This is a genomic window from Pedobacter polysacchareus (assembly GCF_019802255.1).
Taxonomy (GTDB): Bacteria; Bacteroidota; Bacteroidia; order Sphingobacteriales; family Sphingobacteriaceae; genus Pedobacter; species Pedobacter polysacchareus.
The window spans coordinates 460,615-483,452 of sequence record NZ_JAHYSS010000003.1; the positions used below are offsets into that span (position 1 = coordinate 460,615).

The 22,838-nt window shown below is 41.4% G+C and carries 13 protein-coding genes; 3 read left to right on the plus strand and 10 right to left on the minus strand.

Annotated elements, in window-relative coordinates; genetic code table 11:
* Positions 1 to 20: 20 nt before the first annotated feature.
* Positions 21 to 692 (plus strand): cytochrome b/b6 domain-containing protein, encoded by a 672-nt coding sequence (locus K7X70_RS09680; protein WP_222536863.1) that lies wholly within the window; start codon positions 21 to 23, stop codon positions 690 to 692.
* A gap of 101 nt (positions 693 to 793) precedes the next feature.
* Here K7X70_RS09680 and K7X70_RS09685 read toward each other — a convergent pair whose 3' ends face one another.
* Entirely contained in the window at positions 794 to 2,656 is a 1,863-nt protein-coding gene (locus K7X70_RS09685) for a cytochrome-c peroxidase (protein WP_222536864.1), read from the minus strand.
* A gap of 6 nt (positions 2,657 to 2,662) precedes the next feature.
* Positions 2,663 to 4,009, minus strand: a complete 1,347-nt coding sequence (acpA, locus tag K7X70_RS09690; RefSeq protein WP_255607054.1) for an acid phosphatase — start codon at positions 4,007 to 4,009, stop codon at positions 2,663 to 2,665.
* A gap of 279 nt (positions 4,010 to 4,288) precedes the next feature.
* Between acpA and K7X70_RS09695 the strand changes: the two genes are divergently transcribed.
* Together K7X70_RS09695 and K7X70_RS09700 are read left to right on the plus strand one after the other, a co-directional pair.
* Positions 4,289 to 5,974, plus strand: coding sequence for a tetratricopeptide repeat protein (locus tag K7X70_RS09695; RefSeq protein WP_222536865.1), 1,686 nt, complete (start codon positions 4,289 to 4,291; stop codon positions 5,972 to 5,974).
* 213 nt (positions 5,975 to 6,187) lie between these two features.
* Complete coding sequence (locus tag K7X70_RS09700) at positions 6,188 to 7,171, plus strand: AraC family transcriptional regulator (RefSeq protein WP_222536866.1); 984 nt, start codon at positions 6,188 to 6,190, stop codon at positions 7,169 to 7,171.
* Between the two features lie 89 nt (positions 7,172 to 7,260).
* On the opposite strand, the gene K7X70_RS09705 is transcribed toward K7X70_RS09700, so the two are convergent.
* The 8 genes from K7X70_RS09705 to K7X70_RS09740 all read right to left on the minus strand — a co-directional run bounded on the left by K7X70_RS09705 (position 7,261) and on the right by K7X70_RS09740 (position 22,809).
* Entirely contained in the window at positions 7,261 to 9,042 is a 1,782-nt protein-coding gene (locus K7X70_RS09705) for a TlpA family protein disulfide reductase (protein WP_222536867.1), read from the minus strand.
* 34 nt (positions 9,043 to 9,076) lie between these two features.
* Positions 9,077 to 10,477, minus strand: a complete 1,401-nt coding sequence (locus tag K7X70_RS09710; protein ID WP_222536868.1) for a TlpA family protein disulfide reductase — start codon at positions 10,475 to 10,477, stop codon at positions 9,077 to 9,079.
* A gap of 70 nt (positions 10,478 to 10,547) precedes the next feature.
* Positions 10,548 to 13,070: a zinc-dependent metalloprotease gene (locus tag K7X70_RS09715; RefSeq protein WP_222536869.1), complete on the minus strand. Its 2,523-nt coding sequence runs from the start codon at positions 13,068 to 13,070 to the stop codon at positions 10,548 to 10,550.
* A 33-nt stretch (positions 13,071 to 13,103) separates the two neighbouring features.
* Positions 13,104 to 15,596 (minus strand): zinc-dependent metalloprotease, encoded by a 2,493-nt coding sequence (locus K7X70_RS09720; RefSeq protein WP_222536870.1) that lies wholly within the window; start codon positions 15,594 to 15,596, stop codon positions 13,104 to 13,106.
* A gap of 62 nt (positions 15,597 to 15,658) precedes the next feature.
* On the minus strand, positions 15,659 to 17,332 hold the full coding sequence (locus tag K7X70_RS09725; RefSeq protein ID WP_222536871.1) for a PKD-like family lipoprotein: 1,674 nt from the start codon (positions 17,330 to 17,332) through the stop codon (positions 15,659 to 15,661).
* A 16-nt stretch (positions 17,333 to 17,348) separates the two neighbouring features.
* A complete protein-coding gene (locus tag K7X70_RS09730) occupies positions 17,349 to 18,128 on the minus strand; it encodes a DUF4843 domain-containing protein (protein ID WP_222536872.1) in 780 nt (259 codons plus the stop codon).
* A gap of 26 nt (positions 18,129 to 18,154) precedes the next feature.
* Positions 18,155 to 19,642: a RagB/SusD family nutrient uptake outer membrane protein gene (locus tag K7X70_RS09735; RefSeq protein ID WP_222536873.1), complete on the minus strand. Its 1,488-nt coding sequence runs from the start codon at positions 19,640 to 19,642 to the stop codon at positions 18,155 to 18,157.
* Between the two features lie 5 nt (positions 19,643 to 19,647).
* A complete protein-coding gene (locus K7X70_RS09740) occupies positions 19,648 to 22,809 on the minus strand; it encodes a SusC/RagA family TonB-linked outer membrane protein (protein ID WP_222536874.1) in 3,162 nt (1,053 codons plus the stop codon).
* Positions 22,810 to 22,838 lie beyond the last annotated feature (29 nt).

The following is a 22,838-nucleotide window of genomic DNA, read 5'->3' on the forward strand; positions in this document are numbered from 1 at the left end:
ATGCTTTAAAACGCTTACAGATGGCTACCATTGAACCACTAAGAAAAGATATTGAGCATCCAGGAGAAATTAAAAAACATAGTGCCGCCCTGAGGCTATGGCATTGGTTAAATCTGCTGGTCATCACCGGCTCCTTATTGACCGTATTGTTAAACTCTACCTTGTTTGACGTAAAAAGCAATACCAGGTATGTGCAGCAGCAGCTGCAGGAATCAGGAGTATCCCTCAGCTCAGCGCAGGCTAAAAGTGTAGCAATTGGACTGGAAGATCAGGTCTGGGCGATCCATATCTATGTTGGTTATGCACTGGCGGCGCTGTTTGTGTTCAGATTAATTGCTGAATTTTTTCAGCCTGGGCGACAGCGTTTTTTTTCCAGACTAAAAAGTGCTTACCGAACTTATCGTACAAGAAGTCAAAAGTCAACTTTAGCGCTGCATGACCTTACCGTAAAATCATTATACCTTTTCTTTTACTTACTCCTGGGCATCATGACCCTCACAGGATTATCTATGGCTTTCGACCAGGAATTAGGAATCAGCAAGGCAACCAGTCATAGTATCAAAGAATTCCATGGCTTCTGCATGTATTTGATTCTTATATTTATTGTGTTACATATTGTAGGTGTGTTCCTGGCCGAAAGAAAAGAAAGCAAAGGCATCGTATCAGACATGATCAATGGAGGGAAATCCTAAATTCTTTTAATAAAACATCCTGATGGATTACCTCATGATACATTACTTAATAGCTACTACGGCATTTTATTTTGCAATGCATAAAACGCACCAAGCCTAGCTTATTTACTTTCTAAACTCTCCATAAAAGCGATGATGTCCTTTTTTTCTTTATCACTGAGCTGGAGATTTTCTTCCGGAAGCGTTTGATTTGGTAGTTTTATTCCTAGTCCCGCAGCTCCCCCTTTATTATAAAATTCCATGACCTCGTCTAAAGTCTGGTATGCTCCATTGTGCATATAAGGTGCTGTTTTTTTGATGTTCCGGATCGTAGGGATTTTAAAAGCATGTTTATAGGCTTCAATCCCAATCACCCCATAATAACCTACATCCGCGTCCAGCGTAGCATCTGCTGGGGATACTGGGACACCTAAAACTTCCGATTCACTTGTGATGTATTTAGGTGGCGTCACGCCATTAAACAAAGGGGCAAAATGACAAGTGGCGCATTTCGCTTTTCCCATGAATAAGTTAAATCCTTTCAATTCCTCCGCTGACAAGGCATTTTCATTACCGCTCATATATTCATCAAACCGGCTATTGAGTTTAACCAGACTTCGAATATAAACAGCGAGGGCATTCGTCACCTGATCGGCGCTGATTCCCTTCTCTATATTTCCAGAAAAAGCCTTTGCAAATAACGATGGGTACGATTTATCCGCAGCAACATACTTTATAATCGCGGCCATCGAACCATCCATCTCCTGCTTACTGCTGATGACATCACGTACCTGATCTTCCAGTGTTAAGGCCCTCATATCATAGAAATAGTTGGACTGTAAAGCTGCGTTGAGCAGCGTTGGTGCATTTCTCGTCAGCAATTTTATTGGATCATTAACCTCTGTCTGCTTAGCTATTCCGTCCGTAAAGGCCAGATTAGGATTGTGGCAGGTTGCACAGCTTCTGCTGCCATTACCAGATAATGCGGCATCAAAAAACAGTTTTTCACCTAGGCTGGCTTTTGCTGCTGTACGCTGAAATTCAGGTCCCGGAGCAAATGCATCTGCATTAAATGCATTGGCATCAAACAATGTTTTTGCCTCCTGCCTCAGCATTCGGTTATATTTAATCTTAGGACCTGGTAAATCCTGCTCCAACTTTGCGATTCCGGCACTGACCTTATTTCCAAACTGTGTAATGAATACGGCCCTGTCGAAGGAGTTGAAATCGGGATGACGGTCAAGGTAAGTGATGGCAGCATCGAGATCGCTTAATAAAGCGCGGTTTCCTTTTTTATTTGCATACAGGGAAATGACATCACGTAAGCTTTTTAGGGACTCAGCAGCCTCTGGAATACTGTTTAAGGCAATCGAATTATCAAAGCCGGTAATCCCCAGGGTGATGATCCTAAATACTTCTAGCTTACTCGCATCTAAGATCCGCCAATCGGCAAACTGTTGGTCATGGAAATAAGAAATCAGGTAGTCTGTATTGGAGATTAAATGCCTGACTTCAGTAAGAAGTTTTTCTTTACTTTCCTGATCATATTCTGGATAAATCATTTCTTCGATCACCTGCAGGCCAATCGGATCAATAGCACGTGCTAAAGAAGGATCTAATAAATCCGCATTCTCAATTTCCTCCACTGGAGGACCATTCAACCTCCTGCTCAGGTCGGCAGTAAAATACTCTGAAGCCCATTCAAACTTTTTGAACAGCAGCCTTGATTTTAAAAAGGCCTGGCGAACACTTTGTTCGTCGGGCCTGGCTTTACCGACCTCAATTAAGAGGGTATCTTTTACATAGTTCTGGAAGGATACCAGCTGACTGTAAACTTCTTTTTGAATCTTTATTTCCCGGGAATTGGCGGATGTATCTTTAGTAGAATTCGAATCAGCGGAGGTGAAACCTGCAGCAAATAGCCCCGCAAACAGCAATGCTATTATTCCGCTGACCTTAACATACCCTACGTGCTTCCTGATCAATTTTACTTATTTAAATGTCAAAGCGTTCCTGAATGGGTTCGCATTTTTATCTCTTTCTGCCAATGGTTTAATTCCCCATCTCTGTTCTATAAAAGAAAGAATACTCACCGTCTCATATTGCGTATGGTCTACAAAACCTTTTTTTGCGAATGGGCCGATCAAAATTGCAGGAATACGGCTTCCTGGCCCCCATCTGTCGATAACTGGTGGCGCTACATGGTCAAAAAAACCACCAAACTCATCGTAGGTTAAGATGACTAAGGCATCCTTTCCATTAGGACCGTCCAATACTGCATTGATTAGGTTTACGGCAAGCTGCTCTGAAGAATAGACTGCAGAACCACCTGGATGTTCGTCATTTCCACCACCTGGTTTCACAAAGGAAACACTTGGCAGGGCACCTTCTTTAGCGGCTTTGATGAAATCATTTTGATCCTTCATGTGTGTCCTGCCTTCTTTACCTTCTTGAAAATTAGTGAAATAAAGAAAAGGTTCATGGTTATAAGCAAAGTTGTTTTTCCTTCCAGCTACTGCATCATCCCATCCCTCAGAATACCAGGCCCAGGATACATTTTTTTCAGTGAGCTTGTCGCCGATAGTGGGCATGTTCTGAGAAGGTAATAGTTTGGAAGTATCCGATTTTGCAGGATAAGGCGCATTTCTTGAATTTACGTGGTTCACCACATAGCCATCAGGCGTAACGATCCCATCTTTGATCATTTTGCCATCTGCATCTAATTTCGCAATCAATGATTCTGGTGCATTCGGCCAAACCGGCGCGGCAGCAGAAATCATATAAACGTGGTTAAAATAGGAACCACCAAATACGCTCTGGAAGAAATTGTCACACAGGGTATATTTCTGGGCAAAAGGGAACAATGGTATTTTTTCCGTGTTATAATAGCCCATTGCCAATCCTTTCGAATCATTATAGGCCGCAAATTTATCCATCTTTCCGCCATTAATCTGCAATTTGTTATGGAAGAAACGGTGCGTCACATCAGGCGTAGCCTTATCCGAAGGTACATATTGGTCTATATTAAACATTGCATTCGGCAAGTTTGTAGGGAAAGCGTTATTTCTAGGAATCTCAGGTAAGTACTGATAGGGTTTCCCATTCTCATCTACCTGTATGAACTTGCCTTTTTTAGCATTTTTAATACCGTTTGCCCCTTTGAACTCTCCATACAAGTTGTCGAAACTGCGGTTTTCCATATAGATCACCACCAAGTGCTTCACCTTCCCGATACCATTATCAAAAGAGCTGGTCTGCTGCTGCGCTTTTTTACTGACACTACAACTGCTGATCAGTAAAACGGTAAGAAACATATAAAAAGATCGCTGTAAATTCATTCTGTTTGTGTTTAAGGTTCAGTTAAATAGCCTTTTAAGCGGTTTTCATCGCCTTCAAAATCTCTATTTAGGTTACAAACATAAGATTTTAAGTGCCAATGTTTCCGTCAAAATTTCGTTAGCTAGGGATCTGAATCTTAGGTAAAAAAACAATGTGATAAAAAAACAGATGATTTAAATAAGAGATCAATGAAACCAAAAAACTTCAAAGCCTAATGAAATTATTGTCAGGATAATATAATTAAGATTCGTAGTTTTAGGAGTTCCAAACTTTACTTAGTGACTTTTACAATTCCCTCTACGGCCTTTCTCAAAGAAAAACTACAGCTTTTGTTCAGCAGGTATTTTGTTGTTATTGCCATACTCTCCTGTATTTCTTTAACTACTAATGCACAGATATCCAAGCAGGACAGCCTAAAGAAATTGCTGAAATCTGCCGTTAAAATTGAGGATCAATACCGGATGACCACTGAGCTTACCAAGCTCATCAACAAGACCAAACCTACCTTAGCACTAAGCTACGCCGAGGAATCACTTCGGCTGGCACATCAAATAAACGCAGATTCTTTAATCAATAAGGCAAATTTAAACCTGGCAACTGTTTATTTCCGCCTCGAAAACTATCCTAAATCATTACAGCTTTACTTTAAAGTGATTCATGATCTTCAAAAAAATCCAGATCCTGACTTACTTTTTACCGCTTACATCAACGCTGGTAATATCAACATCCTGCAGAGTGATTATAAAAATGGCATTGCAAAGTATACCAAGGCATTGGAGTATTTAGCTGCAAATACAAAAAAGAACCTGGAAAGAAAAGCCGGTTTACTCAATAACATCGGAGGCACTTACAAAGAGATAAAAGAGTATGATAAGGCCATGGCTTATCTAAACGACGCTTTAAAGTTGAGTAGACAAATCAATAATCAGGGAATTATTGCCAATGTATTAAACAACCAAGGGCTGGTTTATGAGAAAACCGGTAAAAATGAATTGGCGCTTCAGCATTTCCTGGAAGGAATGGAGATCAGAAAAAAAAGCAATGATACGATAGGTCTGATAGGTTCTAACTTCAGACTTGGGCAATACTATTACCACCAGAAAAACTATGCCGCTGCAGAAAGCTACTTGAAAAGAATCACTAGTTTAAATCAGAATTTAGGCTCATTGAATATGGTCAGCCAATCCTCTTTATACTTATACAGGATTTATAAAGAACAAAAAAGATTTAAAGAAGCACTGGCTGCCCTAGAGCTCAATAAAGAAACCAACGACAGCCTCTATAACGAAGCCCGGACGCGCAAAATTGCCCAGCTGGAAATGCAATTTGAATATGACCGTATGCAGAACGAGCAGGAAACCAAGCAAAGGGAGAAGGACCTATACAGCTGGCTAATAGCCATCAGCCTTGCATTGTCTCTGGTGATTATCACCCTCCTTTATTTTCTGCAAAAAAACAAAGCACGGAGGTCACAGCTTAAACAAGCTCATTTACAATTAGAGAAACAGAGCCTCGAAAAGGATATTGAATTAAAAGACAAAGAGCTGACCACACAGGTGCTTCATTTAGTTCAAAAAAATGAACTCATCAATGTGATTTCCGAAAAATTACTAGACATCAAAGAGAGCCTGGGTATAGAGTCACATGCTGCTGTTCAGAAAGTAATTATGGATCTTCAGTCTAACTTACAACCTGAACTGCTTAATGAATTTAAGCTGAGGTTCCAGCACATCCATAATGATTTCTTTACTACTTTGAATGAAAAATTCCCTAATCTCAGTCCAAGTGAGCTCAGGCTATGTGCATTTTTAAAATTGAATCTGACTACTAAAGAGATTTCAGCAATTACGAATATCAGTCCAAAGTCGATAGAAATTGCCCGTACCCGTTTACGTAAAAAATTAAATTTAACAGGGACAGATACGAACTTAGTCATCTTCTTAGCGCAGCTAGATCAGGCATAGCATCCCGCGCTAAATATCATTCCATCCTTGAACGCTTTATTGCTACTTTCTTCAGAAAATTCGAGCAGCAGTGTCAATATCACCTCAAAACACCTATTAAAAGCGGTTTTGTAGTGGTTTTGTAATGGTCGTTTTTTGCTGATTCAGAAATTAAAGCCCGTATTTAGCGGTCAGCAAATCCAACCAAACCACAGCAAACAAGATTCAAGAACCATGGGAAACATTAAACACGAAGATGACTTCTTTGAGAAAAAACATATTGCCATTCCTGAAACAGTGATCAATGAATATGTTAAAAATAAGTTTTTTAGGAATGCGCTTTATATTACGGAAATAGGTTCTCTTTCAACCAGCACCCAACCTTATGACATAAACAATATCCATTGTCCACATTATGTGCTGGTTTATTGCCTGGCAGGAAAAGGACAATGTGAAACACAAAATGAAGTCTTTAGCCTCCAGGCCAATCAGTTCATGTTGCTGTCTCCTGAGCAATCCCATCATTTCCAGGCAGAGCAAGGACATTCATGGGCTATCCAGTGGTTACATTTTAGCGGACATATGGCCAATGAATTAAAAACAAACTTCGATTTAAAGCAATATAAAAAGCCGACCTCACTTCCTTTTACTGATCAGGTCACCAACACCTGGCAAAAAATCTACGCCAGTTTATCAGATGGTTTCGCATTAGAAAACATAGGTTATGCCAACCTCAATTTATACCACCTGATCTCTCTACTCTTATTTTTCAATAAAGGGAATCAAAACGTGCAGAAGGATGAGGATCAACTGGAACAATCTATTGCCTTTATGAAGGATAATTTACATAGGTCACTTACAGTGGAGAGTATCGCAAAGGAGCTCAATTATTCTTCCTCCCATTATTCAACGCTTTTTAAACAAAAGACTGGTCTTTCCCCTATCGATTATTTTATTAGGCTAAAAATCCAGTATGCCTGTCAGCTGTTAAATAAGAACACCTTAATCATTAAAGAAATTGCACAAAAAGTGGGCTATGATGATCCCTTTTACTTTTCCAGAATATTTAAGAAGATTACAGGTAAATCGCCTGTAGAATACAAAGCAGGATTGAAGATTAAAAGCACAAAACCAGCTGCTGCCTTTAGCAATTCCAATTGGTCTGTTAACGACCTGCTCTCCAAATTCAAAACCGAGCAGAATTACCAGATCTACTAAATACCCTCCCCTAATTACTATAAAAAACAATGGCCTGTATCAAGATCTGATATAGGCCATTTGTTTTAAGCGCTGCTTATGATTAGGGATTAAACTCCTTTATTCAATTCTCGATCAATGTAAGCTTTCAGTTTAAGTTGATCTTCTGGTAAAGGACAGCGCACTTCCACCCAGTTCCCTTTCTTATCGATCAGTAGGAAACGGGGAATTGCGGCAATCTTGTATTTTTTAGCGAAAGACTTTCCTGAGTTGTCTAACAGCTGAATTCCATCCAGACCTTTGTCTTTGATCATGTCCAGCCATTTTTGTTTTACAGATTCACTGTCTACCGAGATGCCCACAAAAACGATATTGCTGTTTCCTTTGTAGGCTTCTTCCACTTCTTTCAGGAAGGGCATCTGTGCTTTACAAGGACCGCACCAGGTTGCCCAAACATCTATCAGCACCACTTTACCTTTAAAGTCTTTCATTGATACTGTTTTACCATTTACATCTGGTAAGCTAAAATCATAAGCTGATTTCCCAATAAAAGCGGTATCAGGGGCAAACTGCTCCAATACGTTATTGTATTTCCATTTTACAGATTGTGGCTTAGCGTATTTTTTATAGGGTTCGAAAACACGCTTAAATTCACTGTAATTTGCAACATTCAGTTCTTCCAGCTGAGACTTTAGTAAAAAAGACTTTAAGGTTTCGTTTGGAATCGCGGACATCATGGCTTGTAATTTCCCTTCATCGCCCAATTGCCGTCTCTTTGCTTCATCCATGCCATTCAGACTATATTTAGCATATAAGTTCAGGTATTCATTTCCTTCTCCTAATGCTAACAAATCAACTGAATTCACTTTGTTTTGATTCAAGACCTGGCTGTAACTGGCTGGTACATTTGAAAACTCTTTAGCAGCCATCCAGAACAAATGCTTACGACCGCCTTGATTGAGTAATGAGCGCAAGGCAAGCAAACTATTGTCCATTTGAGCGGCTGTTTTGAACAGCTTATTGAACTGCGCATTATTGGTATTTATACCCGCTAGAAACTGCTGTACTTTTGGCTGTAAGGCTTGATAAGCGGTACTGAATGCCTCAGGATTAACGATAGCTTTGTGTCGTTGTTCCAAATTATAACCATAACCGGTAGCGGGAAGTAGGAGTTCTGCCCAATCAGATAACACCTTATTTTCTGCTGTGTTTTTTGTCCATGCTGTTTCCTGGCCCAATGCGCCATCAATACTTAAAGCAAGCTGATCGTTTGGCTTCAGGTACAATCGCTTATTCCATCTGGGTGTCGACAGATAATAGAACCCTGCGGTTTCTACGGGAATCAAAAAGCTAAAAGCCGGATTTTCCTTTTCTACATTAAAGACGGCAACTTTTTTGAGCCCCCCTTCTTCTACTTTTGCAATTGACAATTCTCCGCCAAGTTTCCAATTGGTCAGCGTTCCGCTAAGGGATGCGGTAGAGAACTTAGGACTTTGTTTTTCAATCAGCAGGCCCTTTGATGTTTTATCTACAAACTGAGCTGGGTTCAGACTCAACTGAAGCTTTTGCTTTGGGCTCAATTGGATTGGAAAATTGGCCACAAAATCCTTTTCTAACCGCAGATGCCCCATTTTCAAAATGGTAACTCTCAATTGATAACTAACCTGGGCATCATAGGGAATTGCAAAAGAAAACTGGTTACTTTCAGGTGCCAGCATATAGCTTGCCAGCATCCGTTGTGATGTTGCAGTCTTAGTCCAGATGGAAATTTCTGCATTCTTTTTTTGAGTAAGTAGCCCTGCAATATTTACCATTTCCGATTGCGCCGAAGCGTTCAGTGATAACATCAGGAAAAAAAAGACAAAGAGTCCCTCCCTTAAACAATGTCTCATAATTCTATTTTTAATACTGTTCATGACTGTCCTGTTAGTTTGCTGCTGCGAGCGTCTGATCTATTAACTTTTTAAACCCTGGATTTGAAGGCATTGGTGCATCTACAGTTACAATTTTCCCTTGCCTGTCAAAAATCAGGAATCGAGGAATCCCTGCAATCTTATAATACTGATGGATAGAGCTTGAACCATCCGACAAAAGTTCTAAATTGGTCCAGCCTTGTTTCTTCACAAATCCTTTCCAGATGTCCTTCCGATTTAAACCATCTACAGAAATTCCGATAAATACGATGTCTTTTCGGTCATGGTAGCCCTGTTCGATTTTCCCCATAATAGGCTTTTCCTGTAAGCAAGGTGCACACCACATGGCCCACATATCAATGATCACCACTTTCCCTTTAAAATCAGATAATCTATGGACTTGATCATTGACATCTTTCAGCTCGAAATTATAGCCTGGAGTTCCCTCTGCAAAGAGGTAAAGGTCTTCGTAGCGCTTCTGGTAAGCCGCTTTCTTATCGGGAGATATAAACAGCGATTTATAGGGCTGTACATTCTTTACAAAATCCTCATACTTCGTGATGTTTTTCATCATGTATGCCAGATAAGCCACTTTAACAACATCATTCCCTATCAATTTTGTGTTTTCGGCAAAATAGAAAGGGTTTAAATCTTTGCCACTTTTAACCTGATTAAATTTCCAGTAAGCAAACACATAATTGAGCATTTGCATTCCATTTTCTGAGCGCAGTAAAGCGGGGTTATTGATGATCTTTTTATCCTGTAATGGCTGATAAAATGCCTGAACTGCTGCAGTGCTGTCGTAGCCTGCATTTAACCTTTTTCCAAAATTAAAGAAATTCCCTGCCCTCAGGAATTGAAGATCTGTGCCTACTTTATCCGATAGCCAGGCATTAAAATAGGGGTTTGAAGTTTTGTTTTTCTGCAAAAAAGAAGCTGCGAATTGCTCAAAACTCCGGTACTTTAGAGCGGCTGTCCTGCTTTTATTCATGATAGAGTATTCATAGTCATTAAATGCTTTCATCCAATGGCCCAGCACTTGTGTTTCTGCATTTGGCTGTGCAATGATACAGCTGTCGTAATCCAAAGAAAGTGGGCCGGCATACAAGTCCACCTTTTTTTGGTCTCCGGCTTTCAGGTAAATGCTATGGTTAAAGGTAGAGCCTTTCCCTCCTGCTTTTCTTAAAAAATAAATCCCTTCTTTTACCTCCACTGTAAATTTACACGCTCCTTTTTCATCCGGGCGTACAAAGCCCAGGCTCTGTGCTTCGCCATCTTTCAGTTCGTATAAGAACAGGCCACTTTGTTTGTTCCCATAAACCGTACAATTTAAAGTTGCCTTAGCCGGAGGAGCGGCTTTAACTTCCAGAAAACAACTGCTGCAAAGCAATAAAAACACTAGTAATTTTTTCATGATATTTTCTTTTAGCTAATTTATGCCCTACCAAAAGGCAGGGCATAAATTGAGCGGTTATCGATTAAGACTATTTCCCATCAAAACGGGTTTTCAAGCCTTTATTAATTTGATTGGCCACATACAACAAGTGTGCTTTGGAATCCTGATCGGCAGCCTGTTCAGCGGCAGTTAAGATCTCATCGCGTAGATTTTCCAGATGAAGTGCTAAAACAGAACCGATATCTGTATTGATCGTTACCGGTGCCTGCTCTTCCGCAGCGGGGCCACCAAATAACAATCCCAAAAGATTATTACCCAGCTCAGCTTCTTTAATTGACCGTAAAAGGCCATTAACATATCCTTTTTGTACATCTCTACGGTAAGCATCAATCGCTTTATTTGTTTTCAATTCAGACCACACTCCTGCTTTCAAATCCGACAGATATTCCCTTACTGAATAGGTTTTCTCTTTTCCAAAACGCTGCTCCATCATGTTCAGGGTATTGAACACGCGATCCGTTAACAACTGCGCCATTACGCGATCCTGAACCGTGTGCACGCCACCGGAACGAATAGGGCTGCCGATTTTATTGAGCAGCTTTTGATCCAGTAACCAGTAGGGTGTTTCAAAAACCTGCTGATTTAGAAATGCCACTGCTTCTTTCTGTTTTTCAACAGGGGCTGATGCATAGATATCACCAGGCTCTTCAGGATTCTTAAAGGTTTCCTCTACACTGGCAATATTTTTCACCACATGGTTGGCATAACGACCATATTGACTGGCCACCTGCAGGTACATTTTCGTTTGATTGTTGTATAAATCATTGTCCTCTTTTGTCCATTCCGCAAGATGTGCCAATACATATTTAAGGTTCTTGATCCCGTATTCACTGGCTTTCATGGCATTGTCGCCCAAATCTTCTGCCTGACAGCGGCCGTCATTGTTGAATCCTTCACCACCAAACCATAACCTTGGATTTGCTTTCAGGCTGTCTGTTGCCCATTTGGAAACAATTTTTTTATCCTCCAGGTCATTTTTAGCACCGGTATAGGTATATCCCCATTTGATGGCCCATTTGTCATAATCATTGATGCGCGGCATGATGCCTGCCGGACCTATATTATCTTCTGGTTGAGCCACATAATTAAAACGGGCATAATCCATAATAGAATTGGTATGTCCATGAGCTTCTACCCAATTTTTATCCCTTAATTTTTCAACTGGAGTCAGACTGCTGCTGCCCATGTTGTGTCTTAAACCCAGGGTATGTCCAATTTCATGAGAAGAGACAAAGCGGATCAGTTCTCCCATCAGTTCATCGCTGAACTTCATGCTACGAGCTCTAGGATCATTTGGACTGGCCTGCACCATGTACCAGTCATGCACTAAGCTCATCACATTATGGTACCATCCTACATAACTTTGTAGAATTTCACCGCTCCTTGGATCATGGATATTCGGTCCATAAGCATTAGGAACATCTGAAGGCAGATAGCGCAGAATTTTATAGCGGGCATCCTCCAAACTCATGGTAGGATCATTTTCAGGCCATTCTTTACCAATAATGGCATTTTTGAAGCCTGCAGCTTTAAAGGCCTCATTCCAATCGTTAATACCGGCAATTAAGTACGGACGCCATTGTTTTGGAGTGGCCGGATCAAGGTAATATACAATCGGTTCTTTCGGTTCTACCAATTCTCCCCTCTTGTATTTCGCCATATCTTCGGCCTTTGGCTCCAATCGATAGCGCACAATAAAAGTCGTCGCTCCAAAATCCTGCTGCTGATCAGAAATTGGTTGATATACGTTTGCAAAATACCCTACGCGCAGGTCAAACTGGCGAGGCATCATTGGTTTTTCTGGCATCAGGAAGATCGACGTAGAAACCTCCATCGTAATCGCTCCACCAATTTTAGCAGCTTCTGTTGATGCCGCTGGTAAACCTGGCTTACTAGGTGCCGCTGTAGCCGAATAGGTACGCAGCATTTTCAATTCTACATTGGTAGGGTAAGCAGCCACACTTTTCAGGTAACTTCTGTCTGCTGCCATAGCACCAACCGACATTTTGGATTTCACCTCAGCACTCAGCATGGTAAAAGAGTTTTCTTTTTGCAGAAAGTCTGTAGCATCAATTACGGAACTTTTACCCTTTTCCCCTTGGGCTTTGATGTCAAAAACCATGGCAATAGGGTTCACATTGGAGTTGAGTACTGCGGTTGAAATCGTGCTGCTCGAATCAATCGGGGTCACATTACTGATCACCCGCAGCAGCAACTTTCCATTAAATCCTTTTTCAAAACAAATGGTCTTCGTGTTCATCAGCTCACCGCCAAACTTAGGACTGCCACCAGGTACGGTCACCAACCAATTGGTGACCAATAATTGTCTTTTTAAAAGGGCGTCAGGAATCTCAAAGTAATACTTATCTCCGTTTTTATGGATGTTGATCATTCCATTTTTACTCTCCGTATCTTTCGTTACAATCGAGCTAATTGGCTTAGGCCCGGTTTTCAGGGTATCCGCCTTGGCAGGCTTGGACTTGCCTTCTTGTGCCATTAAGGTATTACAGCACAATGCCAATAAGCCAACATATATTATTTTTGTTCTCATTACCAGTATATTATCGTTCTAATAGCTATTTAATTACTTCTTATCCAGATCTAAAAACTTATCGATTCTTGCCGATACGTATTTTAAGTGTCCAACCATTTCAGGATCTTTATAAGCAGGTAAAGCAGCATTACATTGGTCCATAATGGTTTTCAAATGCGCGCGCAAGATGACCGGTACATCGGTACCTGCCAACTCTTCCAAACCTGGTTTAGTTAAATCCGGAAGTTTATCGCCATCCTGAGCAGATTTAATCATATAACCGATCTGAGCCTTCTGTAAAGCACGTTTATAACTATCCACAGGCTGTTGGTTTTTAACTTCTGCCCACATTCCTTTGTTTAAATCGCTGAACAATTCATCGATGCTGTATACCTGTGCTTTACCATAACGCATCGCTGCATTATTCATTCTGAAAAGACGGGCAGGACTGATTAAATAGCTCAAGGCATTGTCCTGCATTTTTTGATATTGCTCACGCTTAGCCGGCTTTCTAAATTTGTTCAATACATGCTGATCAAAAATCCATAATGGCGTATTAAACAACTCTTTATTTAAAAATTCTACGGCTGCTTTCTGTGTGGCTTTCGGCACTGGTGCGTATACATCACCCTCCTGCTCTATGCTTTTAATGGTCGTATAAACGCCACCAACATTTGAATACACGCGACGGGTGATCAGGGCGAACTGATCACATAAAGTATAATACAAATCCGAAGTATTGTAATAGGTAGCGTCATTGGTGGTGGTCCATTTTAACAGGTTAGCCATCACTACTTTTAAGTTTTTCAGGCCATATTCACTGGCTTTAATCGGATCATTTCCTAAATCTTCCCATTGTACATTCGGATCGATAGGATCACTTGGATTGACATTCTGATCTGGTCCAAACCATAATTTACCACCAGGTTTTACATGGTCAAGAATCCATTTCAGACGGATTTTCTTGTCACTTTCAAAATCTTGAGCACCGGTATAGGTATAGCCCCATTTGATGGCCCATTTATCATAGTCGCCAATTCCAGGGATCAATCCTTTTCTTGAAATCTGATCTTCCGGCTGAGCCACATAGTTGTAATAATTGACATCCATGATAGAATGATTAAACGGATGATTTTCTAACCATTTTTTATCTCTTAACTGGGCTAGAGGAATCGTAGAACTGCTGCCCAGGTTTTCACGCAGCCCAAGGGTAAAACCGATGTTGCGAGAAATTTGCGCACGAATTAATGCCCCCATCAGCTCATTACTAAACTTCATCGACCTGCCATTAGGATCTGCGGCTCCTGCCTGAACCATATACCAATCATGTAAAGTTTTAATCTGACTGTGGGACCAACCGATATAAGCTTGCAGAATTTCTCCGGTACGGGGATCGTTCAATCTAGGGTTTACCGTAAATGGACTGGCTGAGGGGAAATAACGTACTACTCGATAACGTGCATCCTCTAAACTCATTGTCGGATCATTTTCCGGCCATTCTTTACCCACAATCGCATTTTTAAATCCTGCTGATTTAAAGGCTTCATTCCAATCATTGATCCCTGCAATGATGTACTTGCGCCATTGTTTAGGCGTAGCCGGATCAATATAATAGACGAGTGGTTCTTTTGGCTCTACAAGGGCTCCGGCTTTATAGCGAGCCATGTCCTGGGGCTTCACTTCCAATCTGTTGCGCACAATAAAACGCTTCACATCTACCTCTTGCTGGTCATCAGCAAAGATCTGATAGCTTCCTGAATAGAAACCTACCCTGGGGTCAAAAGCCTGTACTGCCAAAGGGCTTTTAGGCATCACCATAACGGAGTTGCTAATTTCAAAAGTCACCCCAACACTTGCCGATGGTGCTGCTGTTTCCGCTCCTTCTCCAGGTTTTGGTGCTGCTGCACCCATGCTATAGGTTTTCAGGGATTTAACCTCAATATTCTCTGGAAAGGCATCCATTGACAGGATCATTGACCTATCCGCTGCAGGCGCACCTGTTCCCATTTGTTTTTTCGCTTCTGCATTGAATCCAGAAATCAAGTTGTCTTTCAGGAAAAAGTCTGTAAATTCTACTACAGAAGATTGGTTGTCTACAGAACGTGCTTTCAAATCCAGCACCATGATAATCGGATCAATCGTCGCATTTCTTAAGGCGCGGGAAATCATATCCGTTCCGTTACTTTGTGCGACGTTAGTGATGGCACGTACGAATAACTTATCATTTGGTGCTTTCTCAAAAGAGACAATCATGGCATTCATCATTTCACCACCAAACCTTGGGCTTCCTGTTGCCACTTTCGATAAGCGGGTAGTAAATAAAAACTCCCTGCTCAATACCGAATCAGGAATTTCAAAATAATAGCGGTCGTCCACCTTATGAACTTTAAACAGACCTGATTTGGAGATGGCTTTGCCCGAAATGATATCTTTATATGCTTTCAATTTAGCGATTGCCGGTTTCTTCACTGCGGCAGAATCCTGCGCAAAGCCTGTCTCAAATGCAAATAGCGCAAAAAGGAAAGGAACAAATTTTAACTTCATAAGTTTTAAGTTATTGATGGTGATAATTCTAATTATGGTTTTATATATCGTGTGTTTATTATTTATCGGCCCAATGCTTTTTTAAAGACGACATCAGTAATTTTTTCAAAACCCGTATACAGGTCTGCAGGGTTTGCCGGAGATCCAGTGATGTCACCTGTTGAGTTTAGGTTAAAGAAATAAACCTTATGCCCTCCTCCACTGGCGCTTTCATCCGTGGCCACCATCAGCACTTTACCCTCTGTGGAAGGGATATTTGCCGCAGCATATCCGGAGTTGAATGTTTTCATGACCTTGATCTCCGTCCCGGCAGGGAAGGTTAATCCCAGCTTGGCAGTGGAACTGGCTAGATTTTTCACATTACAGGTATAGATGGTGTTTTTATTCACATAGTAAAATGCGCCTCCGGGCAGCGGCAAAAAGGTTGGAATGGCAAATAAAGTGGCGGAGTTGATGCCCGGGCAATTGGCCTCCTTCAGGAAGTAGCGACCGGTTTTAAAATTATTGGTATAGACCGTAGACCGTTGAAACTGAATAAGAAAAGTACTATCTCTGGTGTCATTTCTGAAAAAGCAATCCCAATACCCATTAGAACTTGTCATTGGCTGTGCATTTTCTGCATAAATTAGATTATGCTTCATGTTGTTTAAATCAAAGCCTGATCCGGTTGTAGGGTGTAAATCAGCTGCTGTACCTGTATATTTCACAAAATGCTGATTAGGTACATCAGGAAGCAAAGGAACAAATGCTCCGGTTTCAACACGAAATAGGAAAAAGCAACGGTTGGCTTTGTCGTACAGCGTAAAATAGGAATCACTGTTGGCGGAATTGATCACAAAAGGACTTAAGGTAAAGCTGCCGAGAAAAGGCGGATTAAAGTAAATCGGCGGATTCTTCAGCGAAGTTGCAGAAACCTGTCGGTACGAAAACTGGTTGTTATTGATCAGGTATTCCCATCCTGAAGCGCTGCCTCCCGCAGAACCATTCAATTGAAAATTCATCGCATTTGGTGCCACAAAAAACCAGTTCTCCGCTTTAGCAGAATCTGCAAAGTCAGTATTTCTCACCTCCTGACCACCATTTGGATAGAAAAAAGACACCTTTTGGGCACGTGTTGCCGTGGCATGATTGATTACATTTACTTTAAAAGTTCCTTTTGGGAGTTTATGGTGATTAAATAAAGAATAAACATTGTCGTACACCTTACCCTTTACAGCCCCATCTCTGGTGGTAATTACCGAAATATCAGCAGTACCATCAATCGCTTGCTCCTGCAATACGACCCAGCCTTCATTGCCCCATGGCGCTGCAGAAACATTAAGGGCAAAATGTTTGAAATGGGAAACACCTGTGTTTTTGTCTTTTAGCTGCACCACCAACCGATATAAATTCGGGGGCAGAATGATTTTCGTACGGAGTTCCGGACCATTCCCAATGTGGTAAGCTGGAGGGTTCGGATTTGAGGCTACGTATTGAGTGATCAACCATTGGTAATCAAAATCATTAGCGGTACCAATGGTCTGGCTCAGTTTGAGCTTTACTTTCAGGCTATCATTCTGATTCAGGTCTATCGAGTCGGTGGTGATGAAAACATTCCGGTCTACATATTCAAGGTCAGCAGAAATCTTCGGTATATTAAGCTCCTGATACTTATAATTCCCTTTATCTTTAGCGCAGCCTAGGAGAAATACAGCGGCGATCATGGCAGTCAAAAACGTGATGGTTGTCTTTTTCATGTGTTTCATTTTTTCACTAATAGTTTGCGGGACCAACTAGGATGAGTTGATTATTGGCATCCGGATCTCTTAATACCGCACCGGTTCCTCCATAATTACCTGGGTAATGGATGCGGATATAATTTCTGACGATGGCTACGTACTGGTCATAAATAGGTGGATGCTGACCTACAAAACGACTTCCTTCCGGAAATTCTGCAATCGTCTCTCCTTTCTCCTCATCATACAATGCATCGAGAATCAATTTATATTTCGTTTTGGTCCAGGTTCCAAAATTGCCTGAAAACCCTGCAAAAGGCGACCCGGCTAAAGTCCCCCAGGTATCTGGCTGCTGGAGATAACCCAGTTTAACCGTTATACTTTGCTGACTGGTAATACCTGAACCTGGAAAAGCAGCATTTTTATTGATCGACAGCTTAAACTTTACGCTGTTCAGTTCTAAATCTGGTGTACGGTAAAAGACTACCGGAATTGTGCCTTTGAAAGCATTCGCGGGGATGATCACTTGATCAGCAAATTTGAAATGTTTGCCTTCCACCGCATTGAACTCATCTGAGGTTATCTTTTCCAGGGAAACTACTCTGTCTACCGGAGCAGCATTTCCAAAAACATTTAGGGGAATCTGAATGGTATCTACCAGTTTACGGGGATATTTGGCAAACGTATAATAGAAGCTGCCATTAGTTGCGGCGAAATAAAGCCCATCTTCTTCCACAAAAACAGCAGGATCTTTCTCACAGCCTGAAAAAAAGAGCAGCACAAATGATAATAATAAATAAGATTTTAAGGATTGCATATCTTGTTTGATTTAGTGGTCAGCGATTAATGATTGTACTCCTGTTCTTTGTCCGGGATAGGAAAAACATAGGCACCTGGCGGCACAATAGCGATTCCAGTGACTGCAGAAAGGTTTTTATTCAATCGTTTATAATAGAAGAAAGTCTGTCCTTCCTGGATAAATTCCTTTTGATATTCCTTCATGATTTCATTGGAAAGCGTTTCCGCATCGGTAATGCTGGCGGTTGTCAAAGCTTTTAGGCCCCTGCTAATTCTCACCTGATTTAAGTAAGCTAAACCTGTAGGTAAGTCTGCAGCAGATTCAGCCGCGATGTAGTACAGTTCAGAAACCCTGATCAGGGGCATGATATTTTGCATTACATAGGGTAAATTAACATCCTGAAAGATTTTAGAAGGCACATTCAAGCCGGCAGCATTGGCATCAAACCAGGATTTATACCTAAAGTCTTCTACACTTCCGGTTGTTCCCAGGTAGAGTGAGGTTTTACCTGCTGCAGAAAGTTGCAAAGAACCGCTCTGTAAATCGAACGTACTCACATTTATCTTGGCCAAACTGGTACTGTATAGGGAGAACACCAGTTCCTGAGAGAACATACGGTCTCTGATTGCGTTTCCAACCCCCGCTACATCTTTATCGATTAAAGGAAATTTGCCACTTCCGATAACTGCCATTGCATTTGTTCTTGCATTTGGGATGTCCCCCTTATACTGATACACGCGGGCCAGTAAGGCCTGCGTGGCCCAAAAGTTCATGTGGTTCTGTGTATAGGAAGAAAACAAATCATAGGACCCCTTTTTTAAGGCGGTCGTATCCGTTTGAGCCAACAAAGATTTTGCCTGCTGAAGGTCTGCGATACAGGAATCCAATGCGGTATTCAAGGTCACAAATGACTTGGACTGAATATTGAATTCAGTGACATAAGGAATCGCTTTTTCTGTTGCTCCTGTTAGGGGCGGCTGACCGTACAAACGCGCCAGATCAAAATGAAACAATGCCCTCAGTGCTAATGCTTCTCCTTTTACCCGGGAAAAATTATCCCTGGTAAACAATGATTTTTTTTTATCGATATGCAGCAACAAATTATTGATATTGGCGATATTGTTATACATTCCTCCCCAGATCCCGGCAATTTCTGCTTTCACTCCGGCATCGGTATAACTATAGCGGGAAGTATTGGCATAAAGACTACTGGCTAAAGTTGAATTTTGGGCATTGGTATAGTTGTTTGCCATGACCGACAACATTCCGAGGCTCAGGTTATTGGTATATAAACCTTGTGTCCCCCCATTATTAGGTTTATCCATGCCCAGATATACTCCGGTAAGTGCATCAATAAATCCCTGTTCATCATTAAACAACACATCCTGAGGGAATTTATCCCTTGGAGGTAAATCCAGAAACTTTGCGCATCCGCTCATGCCCAATAAGCTGAGCAGCAACAAAGCAACACCACTGTAATTCAGCAATGTATTCCGACGGTCTTTTTGTGGAGTAATCATATGGTTGGACATAATATTTAGAAATTAGTAGAAAGGCCAAAACTGAAACTTCTGGAGAAGGGATAGCCTGTTCCCCGCTCTGTTTTTATGGTGGCAAAACGGGCTAAATTGTTTTGGGTGATCATTAATCGTGGTGCAGAAAGTCGCGATGCTTTTACCCAGCTTAAAGTTGCCGGGAAATTATAGCCTACAGTGATGCTGGAGATTTCCAGGTAATTATTTTTCTGAACAAAACGGGAAGTCGCATTGGTGACCTGAAGTCCGGCATTTGGACCAGAAATCAGTGATTTAAAAGAGGCATGATCACCGGGTTGTTTCCAGCGTTCTGTCAATACCCTTGCATCGGCATTACCAAATAAAAGATCAACGTTTTCAACCTTGTCAATCAACGTCTGATTGTACATATAGCCTCCCGTTTGGAAGAGCAGGTTGAAGTTCAGCACGAAATTTTTATAGGTAAAGTTGGAAGACATGCCCCCTTTAAATTTGCTGGTTGCATCACCGATAGGTCTTTTATCTAAGGCATCCCAGACAAAAGTTCTGCTGCCATCTAATTTCACAAATACCTCTTTACCTGTTGCCGGATCAATCCCCAGTGAAGGAACCGCCCAGATCCTGGTCATGGATTCACCGACTACAAAGCGTGGCAATGGTGATTTCTGAGAAATCTTAGGATCATTTGTGATGTTATTGGCTTTATTGATGGCATCAATAGCCGGCGACAATCTGGTAATGACATTGGTATAATGTCCGGTATTGAACCCTACGGTCCAGAATATATTTCTTTTCACATTCTTGATCAGCGGTGCGGAAATTGACACCTCATAACCTTGATTTTTTGTCCCCCCAAGGTTGTCCTGATAATTCACAAATCCTGTGGAAGGTGCCACCTCTAGAGGCAAAATCAAATTGTCTGTTGTTTCCTGGTATAACTCTACGGAAGCATTTAATTTACCATTCAACAATCCTAATGATAAGCCTAGGTTTTTCTTCAGGGTTTGCTGCCATTTCAAATCAGGATTGGCATAATTGTTCAATAAACTACCCAATTGCAATCGGTAATTATTGGTAAAGCTATACTGATACACCTGCTGAGACATGTAAGGGGAAAAGTTTTGGTTCCCTGTGATCCCGATACTTGCTCGTAATTTTGCAGACTGAATGATGTCATTCTGTTTAAAGAAGGACTCCTTTCCGATATTCCAGGCCAGACCACCACCATAAAATGGCGCTAGTTTATTATTGGTACCAAACTGAGAAGAACCACTTTGATTGATCGTAAATTCGGCAGTATACCGATCTGCATAATTATAGCTTAAACTCAGGTAGTTGGAAAGACTTTTGGTAAGATTCTTAATGGAAGTTGGCTTCAGGTTGGATAAACCATAGCCATTGGCCATTCCTAATTCGTCCAGGTAATCATTTGGGATACCGGCCACTCCTACCTGTGTGCTTATACTGGTTGTTTTCTGTAATGCGCCGCCCAGGGAAGCAAATATGGTATGTTTACCTAATGTTTTATGATAATTCGCATTGATCTTACCATCGATAGCATCATTTGTCCCCCTCAATTGAGTATAGGTACCTAACTCTGGAAATGTAGCAAGGCTACCCGAAAATATAGTATGGTCTGCAGGGTAAAAGGTTTCTGACTCCGGCAGGTTCCTGGTCCAGCCTAAACTACCCCTGATTTGAAAATCATCGGTCACTGTCCATTCCACATTGGTGTTGTTGGTGATGTTCAGATTGGCAGAATAACTCCTGGAGTTCAGTGTAGAATTGTACATTGGATTGGTCATAATTCCACCTGGTGCTGAACCATCAAAACCTAAATCTATAGCGGTTGGTTCCAGGATCTTGATCAGGTTTCCAGCTTCATCTCTATTTCTGAAATAAGGAAATTGCGTGGTATAATCTCTAAAACTTCCCCAAGGAGTGTTATTTCCTTTGGAATAGCCAAGGGAAATCCTATTGTCAAATTTGATTTTCTTAACTGAATAAGAAAGGTTATAATTTAAGGAATAGCGCTTACGGGTGGATGCTTTCATCACCCCTTCAGATTTATTGTAGTTCAGACTCAGGCCATAGCGCAGGGACCCTGCACCTCCTGATAGCGACAAACTGTGATTTGTACCTACACCTATCTGTATAGGCTGGGCGAGCCAATCGGTATTGACACCACTTTTCACGTTATTTAAGCGGTAATTGTACCACTGTTTCTTTGCGAGGTCATTAAAATGATTTTCATCGGAATAGATCCCTGCAAGGCGCTGCGCTTCCAGGACACCTGCTGCATCCAGTAAATTATAGGAGGACAAATCCGGTAATTCAATATTGAAATTCACGGAATAGGTGGCTCTGATTTTCCCTGAAACCGGTTGTTTGGTTTCTACCACAATGACCCCATTTGCAGCTTTTGAACCATACACAACCGTTGCAGCGGCATCTTTTAATACGGTAATGCTGGCAATTAAATTAATATCCATGTCGTAGATGGTTTGCATGGTGGTTTGAAAGCCGTCTAAAATGATCAGGGGTTCATTTGGATTAGACAAATAACTGGACATCATATCTCCGTTAGATACCGGTGTGGAACCTGATGCACCAGTTACCGGCAAATTATTTTGTCCACGGATCTGGATGATGGGCAGTTGATTGGGATCACTCCCCAGGATGTTGTTTTCAGTCAGCCTAACCGATGGATCAATAACTGCCAGCGCCTGTATTACATTACGGGGGTTCACCATTTTCAATTCCTCACCAGTATAAGCCTTGGCAGCTCCGGTAAAGTTTCCAGTTGGTCTTTTATACAGACCGTTATTTATCGTGACCTCGGCCAAATTAGTGATCACAGGTTTCAGGTTTACAGTGACTGTTTTTTGTCCGGGTTTTAAGAGCACATATTCTGCCTTGAGACCCACATATGAAATTCTCAGGGTAGATTTCGCTGGAACGTTTTTCAGTTCGAATGTCCCCTCCTTTGTCGTCTGTGTGGTGTTATTTGTCCCCATCAGCTGCACAATTGCGCCTGGGACTGGCTTTCCGGTTTCGTCATTTACCGTACCACGTACCGCCACATTTTGTGCAAAAATGGCTGTCGACAGCAGGTTTAGCAACAGCAGCAAGAACAGATTTTTAGCGCTGTAGCTGTTATTTAATATTTTAGAATTGCGAATCATATGGATCGTTTGTCAGGTTATTTTTGAAA